Genomic DNA, 26,154 nt, shown 5'->3' on the forward strand with positions numbered 1-26,154 from the left:
GCGTCTTCCGAAAATAGTCGGCCGACGCTGGGCCGCGTGTCTTGAGGCCCGCGCCGCTCTTCTCATCTGGATGGTTCGAGCGGCCCTGAAACTCAGCGCCCCTGGGCACCCCGGCGCAACCAGCCATGTACAAAAGCGAGCTTGCGACGCGAGATGTCCGACAGCACAAACGGGTAGAGATCCGGTAGCCCCATGGATCGGTTGACGTTATTGACCCCCACGGCCAGTGACGCCGAAATATATATCAGGCGCTCTGCATCGGGTTCCGAATACGGATCCCAGCTTGAGTTCGGCAATTGAGGCGAGGATAGGCCTGCCGCAACAAAGCTATCGGCAATATCGGTCAAATGCAGGAGATGAGCTGTTGTCTCGGCCCAGTCTTCATGGGGATGCGAGGAAGCGTAGGTGGTCAGGAAACGCTGCTCCCAGTCCAGAGGCGGACCTTGATGATAGTGTTTCTGCAGTGCTTGTGAATAATCCATCCTCTCGTCGCCGAACATGGCTCGGAAGGCATCGAGAAAATCAGCGCGCAAACTGAGTCGCCACCAAATCATATGCGCTATTTCATGGCGCATATGGCCGATCATAGTTCGGTAAGGCTCCTCCAGCGCCTGACGACGGGTAGCCCGTAGGACTGGGTCCGCCTCGGCAACGCTGATAGTCACGACACCCTGGGCATGGCCCATGGGCACAGGAGTTGGGCCTTCGGCGAGCATATGAAAAAGGGGACGAACGCCAGGATCTTCTGGCCGGAACCAATTCCAGCGCCCCAGGTTATCGAGTACCCAGCGTTTGGCAGCCTCGGTCTGTGCCCAGTTTGGGATAGCATTGGGAATGGCCGGGTCTGGGGCAAGCGCAGTCATGGCACAGGACTGACAGAACGCACCTTGCCTGGGAGCGATCCAGTTGCAACTGATCACGTCACGATTCGCGCAGAAGGGTGGCATGGACAGAAAGGCCCGGGCCTGCGGGTCGTAAGCTACCGGTGTGCCATCGGCCGTGGATAGGTTGTCAAACCACAATGAGCCGGAACCGACTGGGTTGGAGAAAACGCGCATGATAAAGGTCTCCGTAACAGGGACCGCAAGAAGGATAGAAAGTAAGAATAGCTGCCCTCGCCGTTAAAGCGAGTGTCCTATCCTATATCTATTTTAGTAGCGAAACGAAAGTAATAAATAGGGAGTAAAGAACCCTACCCAATTTCCTTGAGTTGGGTTCTTTACTGCTGCATATCCTTGCTTGCTGCCACGGGCAGCCGGTTAGTGCATCCTTGCCAACTTCAGCTAACCCATGCTCGGTCTTCCTCCGTAGGGCATCTTCTGCTCTACGTTATAACCATAGTCACACGTATTTGTGAATATAGATACGCCATAGTCAACTATTTTTATGCTCATTGCGGCAGAATAAGTAAGTTATTGCTTCATGAGGGTTGTGTGAAGTGTGATTTCTAGAGTCGCTCTATTGGCATGAATAAAATCCTATCTGTTTTTTTGTAGGAGGCGCTAGTGATTTACATTGTTAAAAGTGGGTGAGTTACTCCTGCCATGCAGCCAGAAGAGCAGTGATATCCCCGTTACGGCTGAAAATACGGATGCAAGAAATATCCCTAGCTTGGCGCTATTTATTAAGTTTTCACCAAAGGCCAGTCCTGCAATAAACAGCGACATAGTGAAGCCAATCCCAGCAAGCAGGCTGCCACCTGCTATTAGTTCCCAAGTGAGCTCAGGTGGGCGGCTTGCGATGTATAAACGCACGGCTAGCCAACTGAAAAGTAGAATGCCGATGGGTTTTCCGAAAACAAATCCTGAGAATACCGCCACGGTAACCGGGTTGCCAAAGTCGCTAAAAGCGAATGGAAATCCGGCGTTGGTCAACGCAAAAAGCGGCATGATGAAAAAGCCAACCCAGGGATGCAGCGCAATCTCAAGGCGCTCTACGGGGGATAATGACTCTCGTGCTGCAACTGCGGCTACCTGTAATGTCTCTCTGCCCTGTGTGCCCTTGCTGCTTTCGCTATTGGCTGGATGAGATACGACCTGCCCTAAGATGGCATATAGCCGTTCATCACTGACCCATCGCCGCGCAGGTGTCATCAAACCAAGTATGACACCAGTGATTGTTGGATGAATCCCTGAAGCATCAACGGCCAGCCATATCAGCGCTCCAAGCAAAAAGTAATGAGACAAGCCGCGCAGGCCGAGCATTGCCATTGCTCGGACTAACAATAAGCCGAACACAGCAAGAAGCAACCATAACCAGTTGATATTATCACTATACGCGATGGCAACGACCAGAATTGCGCCAATATCATCGATAATCGCCAGCGATAACATGAATAATCTCAAGCTTTGAGGGACACGTGGTCCCAGTAGTGCCAGACAGCCAATCACAAAGGCCGTGTCGGTTGCCATGACCGTACCCCAGCCATGCTGGCCAGGCTGTCCGGCTTGCAATGCCAAGTAAATGAAGGGAGGCACGGCCATGCCGCCCAAGGCGGCAATTATGGGTAACGCGGCCACTCGGGGCTTCCTTAGTTCACCGAGCACCAGTTCACGCTTGAGCTCAAGAGCCACAAGAAAGAAAAACAGAGTCATCAAGGCATCATTGATCCACCCACGTATAGTACGGGAGGACTCCAGCGATCCAATGTGAATACCAACCGATGTTTCCCATATTCCTTCGAAGCGGGGAGCCCATGGAGAGTTTGATAAAGCAAGAGCTACTAAGGTGAATAAAAGCAAAAGCCCACCCCCAGCCGACTCAATTTTCAAAAAGCTCGAGAAAGGTCTTGCAATTCGGTCTATATACCCCTTGGGAAGCAATGGGGGGGCAAGCTGATTTTTACGTTGATCAACCATTAGGATACACCATTGCGGCAATTATAGATGTCGATAACAGCCCTCGGAGAGCTGGCACTCTTGTGGTGATGGTTTGGATATTCAGCTATACAGGGTTATTGCCAGAATATGTTCTTTAGAGCAATGATGAGCATTAAATTTAATCCGACTATTCGGGAGTTGGGACTTACGGATGCGCTTGCCTTGCCGCCAAGAATTCGGTAGAAGGCATCGAAAGCAACAGATAATGCCGGGCCCCATCGAGTGGCACACGGACTTCCCTCGCGACGCAGGCTATTGCTTCTCCGTCCAGATGGGCTTGCGAGGTAACGAGGCCCCGGGTGGGAGACTGATCCACCTGGATGGTGTAATGCGACGCCGCCACTGTAACTATCGCCTTATAGCCCGGCCAGGCAGCAGGCAGGCACGGGGCGACGACCAGAAAAGTACCTTCGCGGCGGATGCCGAGGATGCCTTCGAGCCCCGCCCGATACATCCAGCCGGCAGATCCGGTATACCAGGTCCAGCCGCCCCGCCCGGCATGCGGGGCGACGGAGTACACATCGGCAGCGACAACATAAGGCTCGACTTTATAACGTTCTGCCTCTTCCAGCGTGCGGGCGTGGTTGATGGGGTTGAGCAGCGAGAACAGCTCTGCAGCTTTGTCGCCATCGCCCAGCTGCGCATGGGCCAGGATGACCCACATCGAGGCATGACTGTACTGGCCGCCGTTTTCTCGCAGCCCGGGAGGGTAGCCGCCGATATAACCGGGATCGCGCGCGGGCTGGTCGAAGGGGGGCCAGAATAGCAGGGCAAGCCCGGGATCCACGCAAATCAGCTTACGCTCCAGCGAACGCATGGCGTGAGCGGCACGCTGTGGACTTGCCGCACCTGAGAGTACCGCCCACGACTGGGCAATCGAGTCGATACGGCACTCAGCACTTTCCCGGGTGCCGAGCCAGCTGCCGTCGTCGTAGGTCGCCCGCCGGTACCACTGGCCATCCCAGGCATGCTGTTCGAGCGACCCTCGCAGCGCGACTGCGTGGGCCCGCCAACGGTTAACGCGGGCAGCTTCGCCACTGCGTTGTTCGGCGAAGGGCAGGAAAAGATCCAGCGTGCGTACCAGCAGCCAGCCCAGCCACACGCTTTCCCCTTTGCCTGCTTCGCCAACCCGGTTCATGCCATCATTCCAATCGCCGCCACAGATTAGCGGCAGGCCATGCTCGCCCGTCAACGTCAGGCACTGGTCGAGACCGCGCGCGCAATGTTCAAACAGCGAGGCGGTTTCGTCGGCGATCATGGGTTGGAAGAAGGCATCGTGCTCACCCTCGCCGAGCGGCGCACCTTCCAGGAAGCTCGCCGGCTCGTCCAGCACAGCATCATCGCCCGAGGTAGCAATATAGAGCGCGCTGGCATAGGCCAGCCAGACCCGGTCATCGGAAATGCGGGTGCGCACGCCCTGGCCGGAATGGGGCAGCCACCAGTGCTGGACATCGCCTTCGACGAACTGTCGCGATGCGGCTCGCAGCAGGTGGTGGCGGGTCGTCTCGGGGCTGGCGAAGGTCAGGGCCATACCATCCTGTAGTTGGTCGCGGAAACCATAGGCGCCGCTGGCCTGATAGAAGGCGGAACGCGCGGTGATCCGGCAGGCGAGGGTCTGGTAGAGCAGCCAGCCGTTGAGCATGATGTCCATGGCGCGGTCCGGGGTAGTGACCTGCACTGCGCCAAGTTGCCCCTGCCAGTAGGCGGTGACCGCGGCGAGCTCGGCGTCGAGATCGGCCTGACGATAATGGACGATAAGATCCCTGGCCTCATCGGCGGAGTGGCACTGGCCGATGAGCGAGACGATCTCTACCGTCTCCCCCTTGGCCATCTCGACGATGCACTGCAGGGCCGTGCAGGGATCCCACCCGGCACCGACGGCCCCTGAAAGGGGCGTGCGACCGGCAAGGCCCGCAGGGGAAGCATGGCTGCCGCCATGGCCGAGGAATTCACCGCGATCCGCCGTCCAGGCCGTTTGCAGGCCGCCCAGGTCGGCGAAGGCGACGCGTCCGGGAAAGGCCATGTTCCAGGGGTTGCTGACCAGCATCGCGCCACAGGCTTCATCCTTGCGCGAGATAATGAACGGGCCGGATGTGCTGCGTGACAGACCCAGCGACCACTCCACGTAGGCGGTGATGGACAACCGGCGGGAGCGGCCCGAGCGATTCACGAGGGTCAGGCGCGAGATACGGATGGGGGCGTCGAGGGGCACGAAATGCACCAGGTCGAGAGCGATGCCGTGAGCCTCGTGCTCGAAGCGGCTATAGCCGAAACCGTGCCGTGCCACATAGCGTCCCCCGTCGCGAACCGGCAGTGCCGTCGCCGTCCACACCGCCAGGCTCTCTTCGTCGCGTACGTAGATCGCCTCGCCGCTGGGGTCCATCACGGGGTCGTTCGACCAGCGAGTGAGTGGGTTTTCACGGCTGTTGTCGGCCCACAGGTAGCCGGAGCCCTCCGCCGAGACCTGGAAACCGAACCCGGTGTTGGCGATCACATTGAGCCACGGGGCTGGGGTGGAGCGTCCGGCCTCAAGTATCGTCACGTATTCTTTCCCCTGCTTGTCGAACCCCCCCAGGCCATTGAAGAACTCGAGGGCCGGCGTCGCCTCGGCGTACGATGGCACCGGCACCGCGCCGTGTCGCCCGGTCACTTCTGCACCCGGCTCTGGGGGCGGGTAACGCAACGCGGGCGGTATCAGCGCGAGCTGATCGGCAATCGGCCCGCGGTGCGCCAGCAGCGCCACCCGGGCCACGGACTGCAGCAAAAGGCGCGCATCGAGGCCCATTAGGTCACCACGCAGGACGATGACCGAGCCCTGAGCATGATCCTCGTGGATACGTGGCCGCGACTGGCTGCTGTTCACCGCGGTCTCGATGGCCTGCTGGAGATCCTGCACATAGGAGGAGGCGCGCTCGTTGACGATCACCAGATCGACGCCGAGACGCTTCATGCGCCAGTATTCATGGGCGCGCAGCAGTTGGCGCACCTGGGCCAGGTCATCGGTCGAATCGATGCGCAGCAACACGATTGGCAGATCGCCGGCAATGGCGTGCGGCCAGAGTGCCGATTGCGGACCCGCGCCGCGCGCGATGGCTTCACGCGAGGCCCTGAAACGCGGGTCGGCATACAGGATGGGGGCGGCCAGGCGCTGGAAGTCCGCCGCTTCCTCGGGCGTGACGCTCAAGTGGTGGAGTTGGACTTGCGCCTGGGTCCAGGCCAGGGTCTTGGCCCGCTCATAGGCGCTGCGGTCGTGATGCTTGTCGATCAGATCCAGCAGCGCTTCGCGCGATGCCGCCACGACGGTCCAGAAAGCGACACGGGCGACCTTGCCGGGAGCGATCTTGAGGCGATGGCGCAGCGAAAAGACCGGATCGAGTACCGTGCCGGTGGTATTCGTCAGCCGCTGCTCTCCGCTCAGGGCCGCGGCCGTTGCCACCGTGCGGCCCCGGCCGATGAATCGGGCGCGATCGGTCTCGTATTGCGGCTCGCTCAAGACTTCGCCTTCCACCACGGCAAAGTGGGCCGCCCAGATCTGCGCTTCGTCCGGTCCACGCCGGCGACGGGTGGCGATCAGCGCGCTGAATTCCTCAAGATATTCGGTGACCACGAACAGTTTTGCAAAGGCGGGGTGGGCGTCATCGGTGGCCGGCGTGGTCAGCACCAGTTCCGAATAGGAGGTCACGTCGATATGACGCGCCCGCCGCCCGCTGTTGGTCAACGACACGCGCCGTACCTCGCTGTCGTCCTCGCCCGATACAAGCACATCGAGGTGGGTGGTCAAGTCGCCATGACGGTGCGTGAAGCGGGCATAGTCTTCGGCAAAGAGCACCTCATGAATGCCTTTCTCAGCCTGCGTTCCCTGGCCGGGCATGGGGCCGCTGGCCGACCAGACGCCAGGCATGACTCTATCGCGCAGGAAAATGAAGCTGCCCAGGTGATCGCGGGTTGCATCTTCCTGCCAGCGGCTGATGGCGATATGCCGCCAGCGGCTGTACCCCGCCCCGGTCGCTGTCAACATGACCGAGTAGCGCCCGTTCGACAGCAAATGAGTAACGGGTACCTCTACTATGGCCGTTGTCGCGATGCGGCGAATTGCATGGCTGTCGTTGAGCGCCTCGCTCGGTGCCGACTTCACCTCCTCGGCGCGGGGATGGGCTATGGCAACGTCGCGCGGGATGCGCTCCTGCAGTAACAGTTCGCTGGCCTGGATGATCGGTTCACGATGGAAGCGTTCGCGCATCCGGCCGTCATGCAGGGTGTTGGCAATGGCCACGATACTCATGCCCTGATGGTGAGCCATAAAGCTGCGTACGATGGCGACCTCTTCATCTTCAGGGACTCGCGAGCGGGTGAAGTCGAGCGCCTCGTAGAATCCATAACGACCCAGCGCCCCCAAATCGGCGAGTCGGGTGAAGTTACGACGCGCACCGAGAGGGTCGGTCATCGTCGCCAGACCGGTCGCATAGGGGGCTACCACCAGGTCAGCGGAGAGACCGCGTTTCAATCCCAGGCCGGGTACGCCGAAGTTGGAGTACTGATAGGTGAGTTCCCTATCGCGGGCATTGTAGGCGGATTCGGAGATGCCCCAGGGAACTCCCAACGAAGCGGCATACGCCACTTGGCGCTTGACCACCAGGCGATTGCTCTGCTCGAGAAGACTCCCCGCAGGAGCGCGCATCACCAGCGACGGCATCAGATATTCGAACATCGAACCCGACCAGGAGATCAGCGCCGAGCCGTGCTCCAACGGCGTGGCCGTACGTCCGAGACGGAACCAGTGACGCGTCGGGACATCGCCCTTGGCAATCGCCAACAGGCTTGTCAAGCGCGCTTCGGAGGCGAGCAGGTCATAGCAATTTCCGTCGAGCGTGTTGTCGTCCAAGGAATAACCGATCGACAGTAACTGGCGCTCGGGAACGAGCAGGAAGGCAAAATCCATTTCCAGCACCATACTCCGCGCGGTGTCGGCGATCTGCCTGAAGCGGGCCCGCAGACGTTTTCGAGGCTCGCTCCTGGCGATCTGCTTTCGGTCTCGGCAATGCTCGGCGACCGACTGGCGCAGAGCCCCCACCCAGAACAACAACTCCTCAACCCAGGCACCTTCGGTATTTCGCAGGGCTCCGTGGGCCACCGCCGTGGCATGATCAACGAGTTTTTGCAGTGCCGGCAACCACGCCGTGAACAGGGGGGCGCCCTGCAAGTTCGCTTCGACCTCGTCCAGACAGGCCACGAGCGGTGCGATATCCACGTAATGAGCTGTCGGTATCGCCTGGAGGGCCTCGCGCACCAAGGTCAGGTTATCTGCAATACCCGGGCGAGGGTCGGACAACTGTTCGCTTTCCGACCAGGCTTCACAGGCATTGGCGATGACCAACAGATGACCCGCGAGGTTGCCGCTATCGACCGAGGAGACATACCTTGGATCCAATGGGCGAAGGTCCTGGGTGTCATACCAGTTGAAAAAGTGTCCACGATAACGCGGGAGGGTCTGCATGACCCTCAATGTGGCTTCAAGACGTTCGGCGCCATTCAGCGCACCCAGCCAGCCAAAGTCGCGCGCGGCTAGCACCGACAGGAGATAAAGCCCCATGTTGGTGGGGGAGGTACGACGGGCGATGACGGGCTGGGGGGTTTCCTGGAAATTATCCGGGGGAAGCCAGTTGTCTCGAGCTGTGACGAAGGTTTCGAAGTAGCGCCAGGTACGCCGTGCGATCAGGCGCAGCTCCTGAGCCTCGGCTATCGGTAGTGGATACTGTGGCGCGAGACTTCCGGGTCGGCTGATCCACGCGGCGATTGCCGGCGCAGCCGACCAGAGCAGCAACATGAGCAGCGCCACGGGCCAGGCCGGAGGCGTCAGGCTCACGGCACCCAGTGACACCACCAGCGCCAGTACGGTCCCCGGCGCCATGCTGCGATAAAAGCCTGTTAGCGTCAGTCTCGGCCGTCCCGTCGACTGGGCCGCTGTCGTCCACTCGAGCAGGTGGCGACGGGTGAAAAACACACGAACCAGGGTCCTGACGATGGCATCCAGCATCCGCCAGGATTGGTCGGGCAGGAAGGCTATCCATAACAGGGTTTGGGCCAAGGCCAGTTTCAGATCGGAAAGCCATTGGTGAAAATAGTGCCGCAGGTTGACGCCTGCTTGAGTCGGGATCAGGGACAGCAGCAGTGGCAGCAGCGAGGGCGCGGCGATGACCGTGATGACGAACAGCGTGCCTGCTAGAGCCGCGGGCAGCGGTAACAACCAACTGACAGCGAGACAGGCCAGCAGCAGCGGTGCCAGCAGCGAACGGCGAAGGTTGTCCATCAGTTTCAAGCGGCCGGTCCAGGGCATCGCTTGTGCGAAAATCCATGGCAGCAATTGCCAGTCGCCCCGTGTCCAGCGATGTTGGCGCTTGGCGGCGACATCGTAGCGGGCCGGGAATTCCTCGATGACTTCGATGTCCGAGGCTAGGCCGGCGCGGGCGAAGATACCTTCGAACAGGTCGTGGCTAAGTACGCTGTTCTCCGGCACGCGCCCGCTGAGCGAAGCTTCGAAGGCATCGATATGATAGATGCCCTTGCCGGCAAATGAGCCCTCGCCGAGAAGATCTTGATACAAATCCGATATGGCTGCGGCATAGGGGTCGATGCCACCGGGAGCGGAGAATAGGCGTTGATGAATCGAACCCTGACGGCCCAGCGGCAGCGAGGGCGTCACCCGCGGCTGGAGAATGGCGTAGCCCTCTGTGACGCGCTGACGGCTTGCATCGAAACTGGGTTGATTCAATGGGTGCGCCATCTTGCCGATGAGTCGGCTGGCCGCCCCTCGGGGCAGCCGGGTATCCGCATCCAGTGTAATCACATAACGCACATCGCCCGGCAGAGCGGCAGGATTTTCGAATGTAGTGTCTCGGGCGCCGCGGAGCAGGCGGTTGAGTTCATGCAGCTTGCCGCGTTTTCGCTCCCAGCCCATCCAGCAGTTTTCATCAGGATTGTATACCCGTCGACGGTGCAGCAGGAAAAAGCGCTCGCTCCCATTATTCACCCCATAGCGGCGGTTCAGTTGGGCGATTGCCGCGCTGGCGGTCGCCAACAATGAGGCGTCCTCGGCAATAGTCTCATGCTGGGCGTCGACCCCATCGGTGAGCAGGGCGTATACGATAGCGCCGCCACCACTGGCCAGGTGATGGACCTCCAGCCGTTCGATTTGTTCGTGCAGGTCGGCCTCGTTGGTCAGCAACGTCGGCACGGCGATCAATGTGTGCAGGGTGGGTGGGACGCCTTCGGAAAGATCCAGGCTCGGCAGAGGCTGGGCACCGACGCTAAAAACAATCAGCCGATTGACCAGTAGCGTCGCCACTTCGGTGGCGGGGAGCAGTCCCAGCAGGCCCAGCAACCACAGCCACCCGAGATGGAGCTCACCTGCGGACAGCCACCATAAAGCCGCTAGTGTCACCGTCAGCAACCCAGCGGTGGCTACCGCGACCAAGCCGACATAGCCGCTCATGCCACCTGTCAGAATGGCCTGCCGCAAGCGCTGGTACAGAGAAGGTCGAAAGCCGATCGCTTGCTCGAGCGAAGGTCGTCCGGCGGCGATCAGGAAATAGCCGGGATCGCCCACCCGTGCGGTCTCGGCAGGGTCGCCAGCGTTCGCCATCGCCTCACGTGATGCAGCCAGGGCATGGTCCACTACCTCCAGTTCTTCTCGTGCAGAGCCACGGGCCAATTGCTCCACGGCACTGCGGTAACTATTGCGGGTCGGGAAATCCAGCCGCGTGAAGAGACCACTTTGGCCAAGCCGTGCATCGACCAGGCTGACGCTCTCGAACAGCTCAGCCCAGTCGATGCTCGATACGAAGCGCATGCTGGTAATGATGTTGCGAACGGTGACGTTGGCGGTGCCTTGACGCTGCTGGGCCTGCTGGATCACGTCATCGATGGAGCCGTCCTGGGCACTGACTTGCCCCTCCAGCCAGCCCACCATGGGGTTGGTTCGCGGATCCAGGCCTCGCAAGCGCTTGGCCAGCTGAGCGACGAAGGGCTCTGCCAATGGTGTCGTGCTGCGGGGCAACGTACTGATATCCAGCGAGGATCGGTGCCCCTCCGGGACCAGCCACCGGGTCGCCAGGGCGTCGGCCTCGTTGCGAGCGGCCTGCTCGCTGACGATCTGCTCGGCGAGTCGTCGCAGGTTCTCTACGAGAACTATGCGCAGGGTGATCGCCACCGCCCATAGCTCGCCGATGGTCAACGGCTGAACGCGTTGATAGGCAGCAATGAAGCCACGCAGGGTATCAGGGTCGAGGTGACTATCGGTATGGGCGACAAAGGCCCAAGCCATCCCGAAGACGCGTGGATAGCCGGCAAAAGGGCCATCGGCCAGTTTGGGTAGCTGGCGATAATAGCCGGGGGGAAGGTCGCCACGGATCTCGCGGATTTGGGCTTCGACGAGATGATAATTGTCGAGCAGCCAGGCCGCCGCGGGAACGATATCGCGCCCTTCGGCGACTTCTAGGGCACTTGCGCGGTAAGCCTCCAGCAGGAGCTTGGCATTGTCCTCGAGCCGCCTTGCCAGCGGCAACACTCTAGGCGGTTTGAAGGTGACACGCTGAGCCAGCGCAAGGCTGCCGGCATGCTGTTCGAGCCGTTCGACACTGAACAGCTCTTCCCGCACCGGGGGCGTATCATGCCAGGGCGATGGCGAGGAGGAAGCCCGGCGTAAAATACTAAAAAAAGAGGCCACGAGCGCTATCCTGGTCGATGCATTGCCCACTGGGGCAAGCGATGCTTCGTTCCCGGAATTATGCGAAAGAACCGCGAATTTGTCGGTTCGCTAGCGCACACTGAGCTGGAAGTCAGACGAAAAATAGGCGCTTAAGCGCGCTAGCGCACTGAATGTCCCGATCACTTAGAGCAACATAGCCTCGTCGCTGTCATGCATTTCGCGGATGGCGTCACTGAGGTCACCTCCCATGAAAAATGTCAGCGATCTGCCCCGCACCGGTATTCCAAGCACCTTGCATCTAGTCGTTGCGCGTCGCCCCGAACATGGACCGGTCGTTTTTGGTAAGCTCACGTATCTGCACGTTCCCAGCCAAGCTAACCCGAGTGCACCACTGCAAGCGGCTCGCGGGGACGACGATCTCATGAGCATGGAGCCCAGCTCAGCCTGAATGACCTGGCGGGCCGTTGGCCCGCCATTTCCAAGGATAACCTCGCTTTCCGGTTCACGTGATCGTGTAATAGGGCAGCAGGCGGTCACTCTCCTTCTTGACCACGGCATAACACTCGCAGCTAAGCTGTTCGAGCCTAGGCCTGTCGAGTACCGTAATATGTCCGCGCCGGTATTCGATCACACCCAGCCTATGCAATTTGCCTGCTGCCTCGGTGACCCCTTCGCGGCGCACCCCCAACATGTTGGCGATCAGTTCCTGGGTCATGTTCAATTGATTGCCTGGGAGCCGGTCTAGAGACAGCAGCAGCCAGCGACACAACTGCTGGTCGATCGAGTGGTGGCGGTTGCATACCGCCGTTTGTGCCATCTGAGTGATCAGCGCCTGGGTATAGCGCAACAACAGGTGCAGCATTTCCCCGTGGCGATTGAATTCATCCTTGAGCTGATTCACCGGTAATCGCAACGCGTGGCCGGCACTCTGCACTATCGCCCGGCTGGTGGTGCTTTCGCCGCCCATGAAGACGGCGATACCGACCAGGCCTTCATTACCCACCACTGCAATTTCCGCGGATGCCCCGTTCTCTGTCACGTAAAGCAGCGACACGATTGCGTTGCTAGGGAAATAGACATGACTCAGCGCGCCTCCCGCCTCGTGCAGTACCTGCCCCAAGGAAAGCTGTACTGGCTCCAGAAGAGGTGTTAAGCGCTGCTTGACCTCGCTGGGTAGTGCCGCCAATAGGTGGTTTTTCTCAAGAGAAAGGCTCTCGGTCATGCATCTTCTCCATCGGACAGGAGTTTCAAACCATGCTGTTCCGTCTTTCCTCGATCTTATCGTAACTGGCACTAGGCCAATTCGCTTCGCGTAGACGTCGACTACCCTGCAGGTGAAGTAAAGCTGTTCTCCATTTCTTCCATAGAAGAATTGCTCTTAGTCGGTGAACGCGATGTACTCGTTATTCACGATGACCGTATGCTGGCACATCGGCCCAACGCCGAGGAGCCTTTCCAACCCGGAAAGCTGGATAGCCGTGTATAGGCGATTCTTGGAGGGCTTTTCGAAGGTGCCGTAATCAAATGGAGTTATCCCGAACATCCCGGAAGGCTCCTGGCCATTACCGACTTATTGACGCGCGAACCCGTGCCCGGGGTTCGCTACGAAATGGCCAGGCCCGCCACCGAAGAACAGCTTGGCAGGGTACACACCACCTCTTACATCGAGAATATTTATGATCTGCGCGGTAAGCAGGCATGGCTGGATGTCGATACCACTGCGGTTTCTCCCGGAAGTGTCGCTGCCGCTGAGGTAGCTGCGGGCGCTGCCATTGCTGCGGTCAAGGCGGTCGTGCAGGGGCGGGCCGGCAGCGCGCGTCCTTTGTCGTCCCCCTGGGCACCATGCGGATTCGGTACGCGCGCGGGGCTTCTGCCTGTTCAATAACGTTGCGGTGACCGCCGCTCACGCCCAAGCCGAGCTCGGCTGCGAGCGGGTGTTGATCATCGACTGGGATGTCCACCATGGCAATGGGACCCAGGATATTTTCTGGGCTTCGCCCAATGTGTTGTTCTTCGATACCCACCGTGCAGCGCCTTTCTATCCGGGTACCGGTAACAAGGAGGAGGTCGGCGTGGGCTTGGACGAAGGGCTGACCGTAAATGTGCCTTTACCGGCTGGTTGCGGCGATCCTTCGCTGGTCAAGGCCTACCGCGAAATACTGGTCCCCGCAGTCGAGTGGTTCAAGCCGGATCTGATACTGGTCTCTGCAGGCTTCGACATGCACCGTCTGGATCTGTGCATGAACTTGAGCTATAGCGGCTTCGGTGCACTGAGCGGCATCGTACAGGAGCTGGCAGATAACCATTGTGGCGGGCGCTTAGCCATGGTGCTAGAGGGAGGATACCATCTCGAATCGCTGGCACGTGGGGTCCGCACCGTCTTGGAGGTTCTCGCAGGTGGTGATCCTCCCGAGATCGAAGAGCCAGGCATTAGCGAGGTGGCTGGCTTGGCTGACTTTCATCGTGACGCGTTTCGATGAACATGCAGCCTATTAGCAAGCTATGCGGGGGTAGGCTCTCTGCTCGCTTAGCGAACGCTTAGCAGTGTAAGCGACAAAAATAGGTCTCTTTCGGCTGTCTGGCTAAACAGTAACTGAATTGACCCGACTCGACCCGAATGCAGTCCACCAAGTTGCTGGGCTATCGAGGCATAACCGCCGGCTGCGTCTTGGCACTCGCCGCCTACCGGCAGCGCTGGATCAGGCCGTAAGCGATCCACTTTAAAGCTCGATACATTGTGTACCTGGTTGCGGATTGGTTGCTGATTGCGCACAACTAAAGTAACAGGTGGGAAAAATGGAGGAGCATAATTCATTGTTTTATCTAGAAAACCGCATTGCAGGCGCGATCCTTAAATTAGCAAAATTGCACTCATAATCCCTTGGTCGCAGGTTCAAGTCCTGCTGGGCCCACCATCCTTAAGCCGTGCTACGACTAACCTCAAGCAAACTTGTTCCCAAGGTGTTCTGGCGTACATTAATGGTCGCAGGCCGAGCACGCTCGCCCCGGGCAAGAGCAACTACTTGGCAGGTCTTATAATGACCTTTATCGGTCCACTGTGGTCGATGGCGGTAAAATCGGCGGTGAATCCTCCCAGTTTGACTAGCCCCTTCGCATAGCTGAAACCCTGACGGAAGATGGCCAGATTGCCCCAGGGAGCATAGTAGGTTATGTCGCCGGCCCGCGGTGTCATACCGCTGGGGGCCTCACCGATGGGCAGGCTTCCCGGCAGGTCGGCGATTTTCTCAACGCCGGCACCGAAATCGTCCAGCGAAAGCTCAAGCGGTAGCATATCGGCAAAGGCCCGGGCGGCCGCGGTGTCGTCGAGGAGTGCGCTGATTTGCTGCCCCTCTACATCAAAGACGATATCCATGGTGTGATTTTCTCCGGATAGGGTGGTGGTGGATGCCCCCTTGACGGCATCGGAGCAACCCAAGGCGCGTTTTGAAGTGATACGAGGCATGACGACTCCTCGAGGTGGTGTGCTCGCGCTGATGGACGGCGAGGTTGGGTAATCGCAAAGTAGACGATACGTACAAATGAATCTGCCGGAATTGTCGCCGATGCTTGGAAGGCCCCGATTGCCTCCGAGGCCGCCGGATCGGTGATATGGCTGGGCAGTTCGGTATCAATGGCACCCGGCAAAATGCTCGTCGAGTGCAGGTTGTAGCGAGGCGCAGATATCAACTCTCGATCAGGCCGCGCGACTCGAATACCGACTTGAACACTGGCATGGCTGAAAACACCTTGGGCCAGCCGGTGTAGAATGCCAGCTGGGTGAGTGTCTCGGAGGCTTCAGTCTTCGACAGCCCGTTATCCATGGCGCGGTTGAGATGGAAGGTGACCTGCTCGGGCTGGCCGGCTGCGACCAGGGCGCTGACGGTAACCAGGCTCCGGTCTCTCGCGGCCAGGCCGGGACGCAGCCACAGATCGAGGAAGAGGGCATCGGTGGTGTACTCGACCACGCCTGGGGCAACGTCGGCGAAGCGCTCGGCGACGAACTGCTGACGTTTGGCCTCGGCTTCCTCATCCAGCGGTAAGCGCTGTGTCGGTATGGCGGGCGACGACGAGTTGTCGATGCCCCGTGCCGAAAAGACATCATCCAGCAACGTGACCGCTGCGGTGGCATTGCCCCACCCGGTGTAGAACGCCAAATGGGTGATGATCTCGGAGAGTTCGTTGGGTGCGACGCTGTTGTCCAGCGCCAGGTTGAAGTGGTAGCGCAGCTCGGCGACCTGCTGCTGAGTGATCAACGCCGAGAGGGTCACGATGCTGCGATCCCTGGGGTCCAGGCCGGCCCGATGCCACAGGTCGCCGATGACCATGTCCTCTGTGTAATGTGCGAATGCCGGGGAGACGCGGTTCATCTCGTCACCGCTCGGCGCGGGCGAGAAGTCTCGGGTCGATTGGGATTCCGGCATCTGACTGCAGGCGGCCAGAACACCGAGCAAGGGGAGCGTGAAAAGTCGTTTGGTGCGCATATCGGGGGCTCCAGAAAGCGGCGGGGGAGAGAAACGCATTGGGCCCCGGTCCGTTACGGTCGAGTCGGAGCCTCGGCGGGGGTGCGTCGCCGGATCAGCCTTGGTATTGCTCGTCGCTGACCGGTTCCAACCACTCGACGGCGCTGCCGTCGACCTGCTCCTGGATGGCGATGTGCGTCATCGAATGCGTGTCGGAGGCCCCGTGCCAATGTTTGATGCCTGGCGGTGTCCAGATCACGTCGCCTGCCTTGATCACGCGTTTCTCACCGCCTTCCTCCTGAATCCAGCCGATGCCATCAGTGACGACGAGGGTCTGACCGGCGGGGTGGGTGTGCCAGTTGGAGCGCGCACCCGGTGTGAAAGTGACTTCGCCGCCGGTGGTATGGCGGGTATCGTTGCTGTCGAAGAGTGGATCGATCAGGGCGTGACCCACGAATAGATCCTCGCTCCCCACGACCGTATTCCGATCATGAAGATTGCTGATCTGCGTGCTTTCAGCGTGGGCCATCCCTGCGGCCAGGTTCAGGCCCAGGGTGGCGATCAGGTGGCTCGTTTTCATCGTGTCGTCCTCTGCGTAGCGGTGAGTTTGAATGTCGCGATTCCCTGAAAACTGATGGGATAAGGTGAAGAATTGGCTATCGAGAGGAACCTTTGCACAGCTTCTCGCGGCCGACCATGGCCCAGGCGCGCAAGCACTCATGAGATGAATTCATGAATGCTGCGAAATCGGTTTGTGGGTAGGGGCTTTAGCCAGAGGTGTGGCGTGAGTTGCCGCCGGCAGTGGTTGGGCCGTTAGTCCTCGACGGTCAGGCAATCTTAATGTCACGGCACGCGCTGATCATGCAGGGTGTGAGGGTGGCTCCGAGCGTTGTCGCTGGCCTTTCGCTCGGTGTTAGTGTGTCCGGATCACGTCTGGCTCAAGGCGTTGACGAGAATCGAGAAGGCGGGAGAGGACTGCCGGCGGTGCGGGTAGTAGAGAAAGTAGCCGGTAAACGGGGGAGACCACGCCTCGAGCACGGCTTCGAGCTTCCCGGCGGCGATGGCGTCCGCTGCCAGACCATCGGGGACATAGCAGATGCCATAGCCGTCGATGGCAGCGGTGAGTATCGGCTCGATGGTGTTGAACGTCAGCTGCCCCTGCACCCTGACCCGAATCTCGCGACCCTCCTTTTCGAACTCCCAGGCATAGAGGCCTCCATGGGTGGGCAGCCTGAGGTTGATGCACTGGTGCTGGGTCAACTCCTGTGGGGTCTGGGGTTTGCCATGCGCCTGAAAGTAGTCGGGAGAGGCGACGGCGCGCATTGCGAAATCCGGCCCTACGCGCACCGCGATCATGCCTTCGCTGACCTGCTCGCCGAGTCGGATGCCGGCATCGAACTGTGACTCGACAATGTCCGTGAGCTGATACTCCGTCACCACCTCGACATGAATATCCGGATACTGATTCAGCACCGGACGCAGCTTGGGCCAGACGATCGTATTGGCGGCGTAATCCGTGGTGGTGATGTGAAAATTGCCGGCTGGTTTGTCACGGGTATCGATGATCGACCACAGTTCACCCTCCAGCTCTTCGAGCATCGGCACCACCCGGTCCAGTAGCCGCTGACCCTCCACCGTGGGCGCGACCTTGCGGGTTGTGCGGGCCAGTACCTTGATGCCGAGTCGTTTCTCGAGATCGCGAACCGTATGACTGAGCGCCGATTGGGAGACGCCCAACTGTGCCGCGGCCTTGGTGAACGTTCCCGCTTTGGCGACCGTGGCGAAGGCTACCAGGCCGGCCATGTTTTCCCTCAGCATTCATTAACTCCTTTCATAGGTGCTGCCGGTTCAAGCCCATTATCCACTCCCCGAGGACTGCTAACCTGCAAATGCTCTCACTGATAGCGATACCGCCACCCTTCAGGAGGTTGTCATGAAAATCAATCGCGTCGGCACGCAGCCGTCCACACCTGGGCCGGAAGACTACTTTACTGGCACCGTTCGTATCGACCCGCTGTTCAGTGCCGAAGCGCCTGGGCGCACCAGTGGCGCGGCGGTGACGTTCGAGCCCGGCGCGCGGACGGCCTGGCACACGCATCCGGCGGGCCAGACGCTCATCGTCACTGCCGGCTTAGGACGAGTTCAGCGCGAGGGTGGCCCCATTGAAGAGATTCGCCCCGGCGACGTGGTGTGGTTCCCGGCTGGCGAGAAACACTGGCATGGTGCGGCACCCGATGTCGCCATGACCCATATCGCCATTCAGGAATCAATCGACGGTAGTCCGGTGACCTGGATGGAGAAAGTCAAGGACGAGGAGTACGAAGGCAAGGTGTAAAGCTGCCTGTGACGGCGCCGCGCCGGTGCAGGCGCGTACCGCAGGCCGTCGAGCCGGCTGGCGGACGTCCGTCGGCGGTACCTGCCAGCGCTGTGCGGACAGACTTGAGAGTGAAAATGGTATCCTTGCAGGTAAATAGACATCGCCGAAGCGGTGCGTACCGAATCATGACGTCCACCTGGTGGACGCTCCCTGCAGGGAACAACCATAATCATGCGTGTGAGAGCTGCCATATTCGCCCTGCTGGGCCTGGCTACTACCCCACTGGATTCGTACGCCGCCAATATTACCCAGGCCCGGTCCTGGACGGATGATGCAGGTAAAACCCGCGTTGTGCTGGAGCTTTCAGCCCCGGTCACTCCAACGGTTTTCGAGCTTGCCAATCCTCATCGGCTAGTGGTCGACCTTCCGGGAGCGGTAGCCGGTGCCGATCTTGGTGAACAATTGGCCTTTTCAGGCTCTCCCATCAGGGCCATGCGTACTGGCGAGCATCGCCACATGACGAGGCTGGTGCTCGATCTTTCCGAGCCGGTTCAGGTGAAACACTTCCTGCTGGCGCCCCACCAAGGGCAGCCCGATCGGCTGGTTCTCGACCTGACTCATGCTGGCAAAGGTGCCACGGCAACGCAGCCGATAGCCTCTGTTACGCTACCGGGACCACTGCAAAATGCGCCGGCATCACCCGGGCGGGATATCATCGTGGTGGTCGACGCCGGCCACGGCGGGAAAGATCCGGGAGCGGTCGGAGCCAATGGCACCTATGAGAAGGATGTGGTCCTGGCCATTGCTCGGCAATTGGAACGGCGCCTGGATGGTATCCCAGGCTTCGAAGGGGAGTTGACCCGCAAGGATGACACCTTCCTAAGCCTGCGAGAGCGGACCCGAATAGCACGAGACCTATCCGCAGATTTCTTCGTCTCCATCCATGCCGATGCAGCCACTCGCAAGAGTGCCCAGGGGAGTTCGATCTACGCATTGTCGACCTCGGGCGCCAGCTCGGAAACCGCCCGCTGGCTGACGAGGCAGGAAAGCGCATCTCTACTGGGGGAGGAAGATGAGCATATCGCGCTTGCGGAAGCCGATCCCATGCTCCGCTCGGTTCTGCTCGACCTGGCAATGGGCATAACCCTGACTGACTCGATCTCGGCAGGCGACCGGGTTCTCAAGGAAATGGGTGAGGTCAACCGCCTGCATAAGCCTCGGGTCGAGCAAGCGGCCTTTGTGGTTCTCAAATCTCCCGATATACCCTCGTTGCTGGTGGAAACCGGCTTCATCACTAATGCGCAAGAAGAGCAGCGACTGAAAGATCCAATCCATCAAGCCAAGTTGACGGATGCCATCCTGAATGGACTTGTGGGGCATTTCGACAAGAAGTCCCCCCCTGGGACTTGGCTGGCACAGCAGAAAACAAGCCGCGTGGCGATAACCAATGCAATGCTCGAGAAGCAAGTCGCTGTTGAGAAGCCCCAAAGGCCGGCTGTATACCAGATTCAGGAAGGGGAGACTCTGGCTCAGATTAGCAAGGCTTTGGGCATACCTCTCGATAGCCTGCGAGATGAAAACCCGGTCGAGGAGCTTCCCCTGCAGGCCGGGGCAACCCTCCGACTCCCCGCCGGCCCTGACAATACGGGTACTTGAACCAATTACATCAGGGGTATGCCTACCTGTTTGATAGGCGGCTTGAGAGATGTGCCGCATCGTCAGTATGGCGCTTCGCTAGCGTTACCAAGCCAGCATTCGCCAAGCGAAGGTGCGATGCGTACCATTGCGGTGACGCAACCGAGTACTTGACCATACTAACTATGCCGCTAGCCACGCCCCGCCGCCTTCTGCTGTTCTTCAGCACACTGGCCACCCTGTCGGTGGGTGGGTTCCTCGCTATCGAGTCGTGGCTGGTATACAAGCGCGATCTCGCTTCAGTTGAGAGCAACCTCGAGGCGCAGGCCACCTTGTTGACGGAGCATGCCGAGTTGGCGTTTACCACGGCGCGCCAGGTCCTGGCTGATATCGAGTGGGAGCAGAACAGGCAGGCAATGCAGCAATACCTGTCCAGCCGCCCTTTGTACCAGCGCATTCTGGGTACGCCGTTGTTCGGCGGGCTATTCGTGGCGAATGCCGAAGGTGATGTCATCTTCACGGCCAAGAAGTTTCCCGCCGATTTCGATGTTCTGGCCCAAGGGGCGCTCTATCAAGCGCATCGCCAAGGGGCCTACGATGTCGTGGGCTGGCCATTGACCTTGGGTGAGTCCGACCGGCAGATGATCCCCGTCAGTCACCGCCTGGTGGATCGGAACGGCGAATTTGCCGGATTTGCCGTGGTCTTGCTCCAGGCAGAGTATTTCCGGGATTTCTATGATCGGGTCATCAATGACAGTGAGCTGCGTATCGGCATGTTTCATCGGGACGGTACTGTGCTGATCCTGCACCCCTCGCCACTGGCGGAGCGTCCCACGTCCCAGCATGAATTATCCGCACTGTTCACTGCCAAGGCTGCCGATACGCTACTTGTCAGTTCGCCAGTGGATGGTCAGGACCGGATCGCTGCCTTTCGCAATATGGACATGTATCCCGTGACCATGGCGGCTTCGTACAGCTATGCAGCGTTCATCGAAGATCTGTTGCCTGCGTTTCGGCGCAACGCGATTTTGTTTCTTATCTTTACCGGCGGGGTGATTCTGGCCTGGGTGCTGATCGATCGTGCATTGCGTGTCGCGGTGAAGGCACGCGAGGCCACGACAGGTGCGCAGCGGCGGCAGCAGGAAACGCTGCAGCTGTGCCATGCTATCGCTCATAACCTGCCCAATGGACGCGTTTTCGTGATCGAGCGGGGCTATCGCTACGCCTTCGTGGAGGGGCGCCTGTGGCAGGACCATCCCGATTACAACCCTCAGGCTATGGTGGGCAAAACCATTCGTGAAGTCTTCCCGGCGGATCACGCGGCTCGGCTGGAATCGCTGGTGGATACTGCATTGGCCGGTAGGGAGGGGGAGCAGGAAATCATCTTCCAGCAACGCGTCTTCAAGGCCTTTGCCACACCACTACGCAACGAGTCCGGCCAAGTGCTGCGCTGCCTGCTCCTGACACAGGAAATCACTCGGCTCAAGGAGGATCAGAAGGCGCTCGAGATGCTCAACCAGGAGCTGGACCGACTGGCGCGGACCGACAGCCTATTGGGCATCAGTAACCGTCGTGAACTGGATCGCCACTTGGAAAGTGAGTGGTCACGCGGTAGCCGCGAGGGGCATCCTCTGGCTCTATTGTTGATCGATGTCGACTGTTTCAAGCATTACAACGACGTTTATGGTCATCCGGCCGGCGATAACAGCTTGCAACAGGTCGCAAGCGTGTTGAGCGAAGCGATACGACGCCCAGGCGACTTGGCCGCACGCTATGGTGGCGAAGAAATGGCGGTGCTGTTACCGCATACGGAGATGGACGGGGCGCTCAATATAGCTCAGCGGATCCATGAATTGTTGGCCGAGCGTAACATTCCGTTCGCTGCGTCACCCGTATCAGATCGAGTGACGGTCAGTATCGGTGCAGCCTCAATGCTGCCAGTGACGGGGCAAGCGTCGCAGCAATTGATCGACCGAGCCGACCAGGCACTGTACCGGGCCAAAGCCAATGGGCGCAGTCGAACCGAGGCTTACAGGGAAAAGGAGGCAAACTAGTGGGAAGCTGCGGGACGCCGCCAGTGGCGGCGCCCTTGTGTCCATGATCAGTGATAATGCTTGCTGCAGTTGACGATTTCCCGGGCGAGGTTGTCATCGTCGCAACGATCGGCGATATCGCCGACGGTCACTACGCCGGCCAGGTCCTTGTCATTGGGGTTGTTGAGTACGATCAAGCGCTGGACATGCTGTTCTTGCATATTCTTCAGCACATTGACCACGTCTTCGTCTTCATAAGTGTACAGGACATCCTTGGTCGCAATACTGCTGGCCTTGTCATCGGGGCTTTTGCCTTCGGCTACCGCACGTACTGCGATGTCGCGATCGGTAATCGTGCAAGCGATCTTGTCACCCTGGACCAGAGGCTCGAAGCCGCTGGAATCCCGGCTCATGCGTTCGGCCACTTCGCGAATGGTGGCATCGACGGACAGGTAATCGGGCCGCTTGGTCATTACATCTTTGACTTGCATGACGATACCTCCCTTGTCTCGTTTCCATGAGATCGGCCAGCGCATGGATCATGCTGGCTACACGTCAGGAATAGAAAGCAGCCCGCGAATTATCAATGACGACTTCAAAGAGATTCTTTTCACTTGGGTTTCAGTGTGTGAGCCGCCGAGGTCCGTCCGGTTAGGGTGGCCAAGGCCTGAAACTTGAGCGACATCAACAGAGTCTGTCCCTTGTCCATCGAATGATGGCGAGATGGAACGCAGGCAACGATGATAGGGCGTGAGTCTGATCGTTCCCCTTCGTCGTGCCGCCCCCGGGGCAGGAGATCGCCTTGTCCATTCGCAACCTCGATGTGTTGTTCAATCCGTCTTCCATCGCTCTGATTGGTGCCAGCAACCGCCCGGGATCCGTCGGTGCCGTACTGGCTCGCAACCTGTTCGAGGGCGGCTTTGCCGGGCCGATCATGACCGTCAATCCGCACGAGCGGGCGATCCGCTCGACGCTGAACTATCGCTCCGTCGCCGAGCTGCCGGAGGTTCCCGACCTGGCGGTGATTAGTACACCGCCGGCGACTGTGCCTGAGTTGATCAAGGAGCTCGGAGAGCGCGGCTGCCGTGCCGCCGTGGTGATCACGGCCGGGTTCGGCGAAGGCGACCGGGAGGAGGGCAAGCGGCTCAAGCAGGCCATGCTGGAGGCGGCCAGGCCTTACCTGATGCGTATCGTGGGACCGAACTGCCTGGGTATCATGGCGCCACATGCCGGGGTGAATGCCAGCTTCGGGCATGTCGCGCCACGCCAAGGGCACGTGGCTTTCGTCACCCAGTCGGGGGCAGTGGCGACCTCGATCCTGGACTGGGCCGATAGCCGGGGGATCGGTTTCTCGCACGTGGTATCGCTGGGGGGCATGAGTGATGTCGATTTCGGTGACATGCTCGATTACCTGGCGCTCGATCCCAAGACCCATGCCATCCTGCTTTATGTCGAAGCCGTCAGCCAGGCTCGCAAGTTCCTCTCTGCTGCCCGAATGGCGTCACGCAACAAGCCGGTCATCGTGGTCAAGGCAGGGCGCAGCGACGCCGGGGCCAAGGCGGCCCTGTCGCATACCGGGGCCCTGGCCGGTTCGGATGCCGTCTATGATGCCGCTTTCCGGCGTGCCGGCATGCTGCGGGTCAAGACGCTCGACGAGCTGTTCCAGGCGGTGGGCACGCTGGCCACTGGGATAAGGGTCAAGGGCGACCGATTGGCGATCCTGACCAATGGCGGGGGTATCGGGGTCTTGGCCGTCGACGAACTGGCCGAGGGCCATGGCCAGTTGGCCGCGCTGTCGGAAACGAGCGTTGCGCGTCTCAACGAGGTGCTGCCCGCCGCCTGGTCTCGGGGAAATCCGGTCGATATCCTCGGCGATGCGCCGGGCAAGCGCTATACCGATGCCCTCGAGATACTGCTGGATGAACCGGCTGCCGATGCGCTGCTGGTCATCAATTGTCCGACAGCCGTCGCGGATAGCCTGGATGCAGCGCGGTCGGTCACCCAAGCCATTGGCTCACGCCGCGTTCCCGTATTGAACTGCTGGCTGGGCGAAGCGGCCGGAGAGCAGGCAAGACATCTGTTCGCCACACACGGACTGCCATCGTATGAAACGCCGGAGCAGGCCGTGCGGGCTTTCGCACACCTCTGGCAGTATCGGCACAACCAGCAATTGCTGATGCAGACACCGCCCGCGCTCGCCGGGCTGGAATTCGATCAGGCGCGTGCCGAGGCCATCATCGATGCCGTGCTGGCGGATGAGCGCAGCTTGCTCACCGAGCCCGAGGCGACAGCGCTGCTGGCAGCATATGGCATTCCTACGGCACCGGCCAGGACGGCGCGCGACCCAGCCGATGCGGCGGCCGCAGCCAAGGAACTGGGTGGGTCGGTCGTGCTCAAGATCGTGTCGCGCGATATTTCCCACAAGTCGGATGTCGGTGGGGTGGCATTGAATCTGACAACGCCCGAGGCGGTACACGATGCGGCCGAAGCCATGCTCGAGCGAGTGCGTAAGGTTGCTCCCGAGGCGCGCATCGACGGGTTCAATGTTCAGAAGATGATTCGTCGTCCCGAGGCCCACGAGTTGATTGTCGGCGTGGCCGAGGATCGTGTCTTCGGTCCGATGATCCTCTTCGGACAAGGTGGCACGGCAGTCGAGGTAGTCGGCGACCGGATGATGGGGCTACCGCCGCTCAACCCGCTGCTGGCGCGCGAAATGATCGACGGGACACGAGTTGCTCGTCTGTTGCACGGCTATCGCAACCGTCAGGCGGTCGACCTCGAGGCGTTGACACTGACGCTGGTGCGCGTATCGCAACTCGTCACGACACTGGATCGTGTCGTGGAACTCGATATCAATCCGCTGCTGGCGGATGCCTCGGGAGTCATTGCCCTGGATGCGCGGGTCGTGGTTCGCCGGGACCGCAAGCCACTGGCGATCCGGCCTTATCCACAATCGCTTGAACGCCATGTCACGACCCGTTCGGGGCAGCAATATTGCCTGCGGCCGATCCGCCCGGAAGACGAGCCGGCCCTGGTCGAGATGCTGCGCCGATCGTCTCCGGAAGACCTCAGGTTACGTTTCTTTGCTGCCATCAAATCCTTCGATCATGCCTTCGCCGCCCGGCTGAGTCAGATCGACTATGACCGCGAGATGGCGTTGGTTGCGTTCGCACCGGGTGGGCAGGAAATCTGTGGTGTGGTGCGGCTGATCGCCGACCCTGACAAGGACAGCGCGGAATATGCCGTCATGGTCCGGTCGGACATCAAGCACACCGGGTTGGGTTATCGCCTGATGAGCGAAATTCTCGCTTACGCCAGGGAAGCCGGGATACGCCGTGTCTTTGCCGACGTGTTGGCAGAAAACGAACCCATGCTGAAGATGGCGCGTGAGTTGGGGTTTTTTGTCAGTCACAAGCTTCAGGGCGACGATACAGTGACTGTCGAGATCGACCTGAACACGCGATGAAACGCTCGAAATCGCCTAGTCAAGCTATCTTGATAATAGGGTGAGGAATCAGTCAGAAGAGAATGGCTAACGTAACTTTGGGTTTGATGTGTGCGGCGAAAAAATAGAGTTTAAAAATAAACGTTATTTGTCTCACTGTTAATACTTGATTTCTAAATCCTCATATTGGCGATTGGTAATTAGTTAATATCAATCGCTGATTTCTCTGGTGTTGCTGCATACTTTCGGCGCTATCGGTAGTGTGGCCAAGCAAGCTGGGCGGCATGCTGCAAGGCCCGGCGACGGGAGGCGGGCGGAAGTTGCTTGCACAGCATAAGGGAAGTTGCCTCTCGGTAAGTGAATGTTCTTTTTTGATCGACCCCGCGTTGAGCACTATGCTTCAGGTCAGCGGTAGACACAGACAGAAACGGTCATGCCACACCTGACCGAGACCAACCGAAGATAGCTTCGTCTTCATTCTTCTATGTCCTGCCGTTTTACCACAAGAAAACGCGATCTGACTCGTTCGAGTGTGTGGCCGGGCGCACCTTACCGGCACTTGTCGTTCCCGTATCACCTCATGGTCCGAGGCACGAGGCCATCGACGTACGTCTACGACATAGGTATGGTAAGACATCGGTAACCGAGCGCCGAGGATAACAACGTCAAGGGTAATGGCAG

General features: G+C 59.7%; 13 protein-coding genes and 1 pseudogene. 5 read left to right on the forward strand and 9 right to left on the reverse strand.

The window, feature by feature from the left end:
* Positions 1-92: 92 nt before the first annotated feature.
* From BM194_RS12940 to BM194_RS12955, 4 genes are all read right to left on the reverse strand, one after another.
* Positions 93-1,058: a zinc-binding metallopeptidase family protein gene (locus tag BM194_RS12940; protein WP_092847365.1), complete on the reverse strand. Its 966-nt coding sequence runs from the start codon at positions 1,056-1,058 to the stop codon at positions 93-95.
* Positions 1,059-1,502: 444 nt separating this feature from the next.
* Positions 1,503-2,858 (reverse strand): Na+/H+ antiporter NhaA, encoded by a 1,356-nt coding sequence (nhaA, locus tag BM194_RS12945; protein WP_092847367.1) that lies wholly within the window; start codon positions 2,856-2,858, stop codon positions 1,503-1,505.
* 166 nt (positions 2,859-3,024) lie between these two features.
* The gene (locus BM194_RS12950; protein WP_092847369.1) at positions 3,025-11,601 is read right to left on the reverse strand and encodes a GH36-type glycosyl hydrolase domain-containing protein; all 8,577 of its coding nucleotides are present in this window, start codon (positions 11,599-11,601) and stop codon (positions 3,025-3,027) included.
* Positions 11,602-12,085: 484 nt separating this feature from the next.
* Entirely contained in the window at positions 12,086-12,805 is a 720-nt protein-coding gene (locus BM194_RS12955) for a Crp/Fnr family transcriptional regulator (RefSeq protein WP_092847371.1), read from the reverse strand.
* A 366-nt stretch (positions 12,806-13,171) separates the two neighbouring features.
* Between BM194_RS12955 and BM194_RS12960 the strand changes: the two are divergent.
* Positions 13,172-14,063, forward strand: a pseudogene (locus BM194_RS12960) (histone deacetylase family protein).
* Positions 14,064-14,602: 539 nt separating this feature from the next.
* Here the strand turns inward: BM194_RS12960 and BM194_RS12965 are convergent.
* The 4 genes from BM194_RS12965 to BM194_RS12980 all read right to left on the reverse strand — a co-directional run bounded on the left by BM194_RS12965 (position 14,603) and on the right by BM194_RS12980 (position 17,861).
* Positions 14,603-15,046, reverse strand: coding sequence for a cyclophilin-like fold protein (locus BM194_RS12965; protein WP_218155396.1), 444 nt, complete (start codon positions 15,044-15,046; stop codon positions 14,603-14,605).
* Positions 15,047-15,266: 220 nt separating this feature from the next.
* On the reverse strand, positions 15,267-16,064 hold the full coding sequence (locus BM194_RS12970) for a carboxymuconolactone decarboxylase family protein (protein WP_092847373.1): 798 nt from the start codon (positions 16,062-16,064) through the stop codon (positions 15,267-15,269).
* A gap of 94 nt (positions 16,065-16,158) precedes the next feature.
* Positions 16,159-16,623, reverse strand: a complete 465-nt coding sequence (locus tag BM194_RS12975) for a (R)-mandelonitrile lyase (protein WP_092847375.1) — start codon at positions 16,621-16,623, stop codon at positions 16,159-16,161.
* A 347-nt stretch (positions 16,624-16,970) separates the two neighbouring features.
* Positions 16,971-17,861: a LysR family transcriptional regulator gene (locus tag BM194_RS12980; protein WP_177223411.1), complete on the reverse strand. Its 891-nt coding sequence runs from the start codon at positions 17,859-17,861 to the stop codon at positions 16,971-16,973.
* A 115-nt stretch (positions 17,862-17,976) separates the two neighbouring features.
* On the opposite strand from BM194_RS12980, the gene BM194_RS12985 reads away from it, so the two are divergent.
* The 3 genes from BM194_RS12985 (at position 17,977) to BM194_RS12995 (ending at position 22,049) form a co-directional block, all read left to right on the forward strand.
* Positions 17,977-18,378 carry a (R)-mandelonitrile lyase gene (locus BM194_RS12985; protein WP_092847377.1) on the forward strand — a complete coding sequence of 134 codons (402 nt, stop codon included), beginning with the start codon at positions 17,977-17,979 and terminating at the stop codon, positions 18,376-18,378.
* A gap of 213 nt (positions 18,379-18,591) precedes the next feature.
* Positions 18,592-20,016, forward strand: coding sequence for an N-acetylmuramoyl-L-alanine amidase (locus tag BM194_RS12990; RefSeq protein ID WP_092847379.1), 1,425 nt, complete (start codon positions 18,592-18,594; stop codon positions 20,014-20,016).
* Between the two features lie 149 nt (positions 20,017-20,165).
* Complete coding sequence (locus tag BM194_RS12995) at positions 20,166-22,049, forward strand: diguanylate cyclase domain-containing protein (RefSeq protein WP_143097592.1); 1,884 nt, start codon at positions 20,166-20,168, stop codon at positions 22,047-22,049.
* A gap of 47 nt (positions 22,050-22,096) precedes the next feature.
* On the opposite strand, the gene BM194_RS13000 is transcribed toward BM194_RS12995, so the two are convergent.
* Positions 22,097-22,519, reverse strand: a complete 423-nt coding sequence (locus tag BM194_RS13000) for a CBS domain-containing protein (protein ID WP_092847383.1) — start codon at positions 22,517-22,519, stop codon at positions 22,097-22,099.
* 311 nt (positions 22,520-22,830) lie between these two features.
* Between BM194_RS13000 and BM194_RS13005 the strand changes: the two genes are divergently transcribed.
* Positions 22,831-25,494 carry a bifunctional acetate--CoA ligase family protein/GNAT family N-acetyltransferase gene (locus BM194_RS13005; protein WP_092847385.1) on the forward strand — a complete coding sequence of 888 codons (2,664 nt, stop codon included), beginning with the start codon at positions 22,831-22,833 and terminating at the stop codon, positions 25,492-25,494.
* Positions 25,495-26,154 lie beyond the last annotated feature (660 nt).

Source organism: Modicisalibacter xianhensis, assembly GCF_900113605.1.
In the GTDB taxonomy this organism is placed as follows: domain Bacteria; phylum Pseudomonadota; class Gammaproteobacteria; order Pseudomonadales; family Halomonadaceae; genus Modicisalibacter; species Modicisalibacter xianhensis.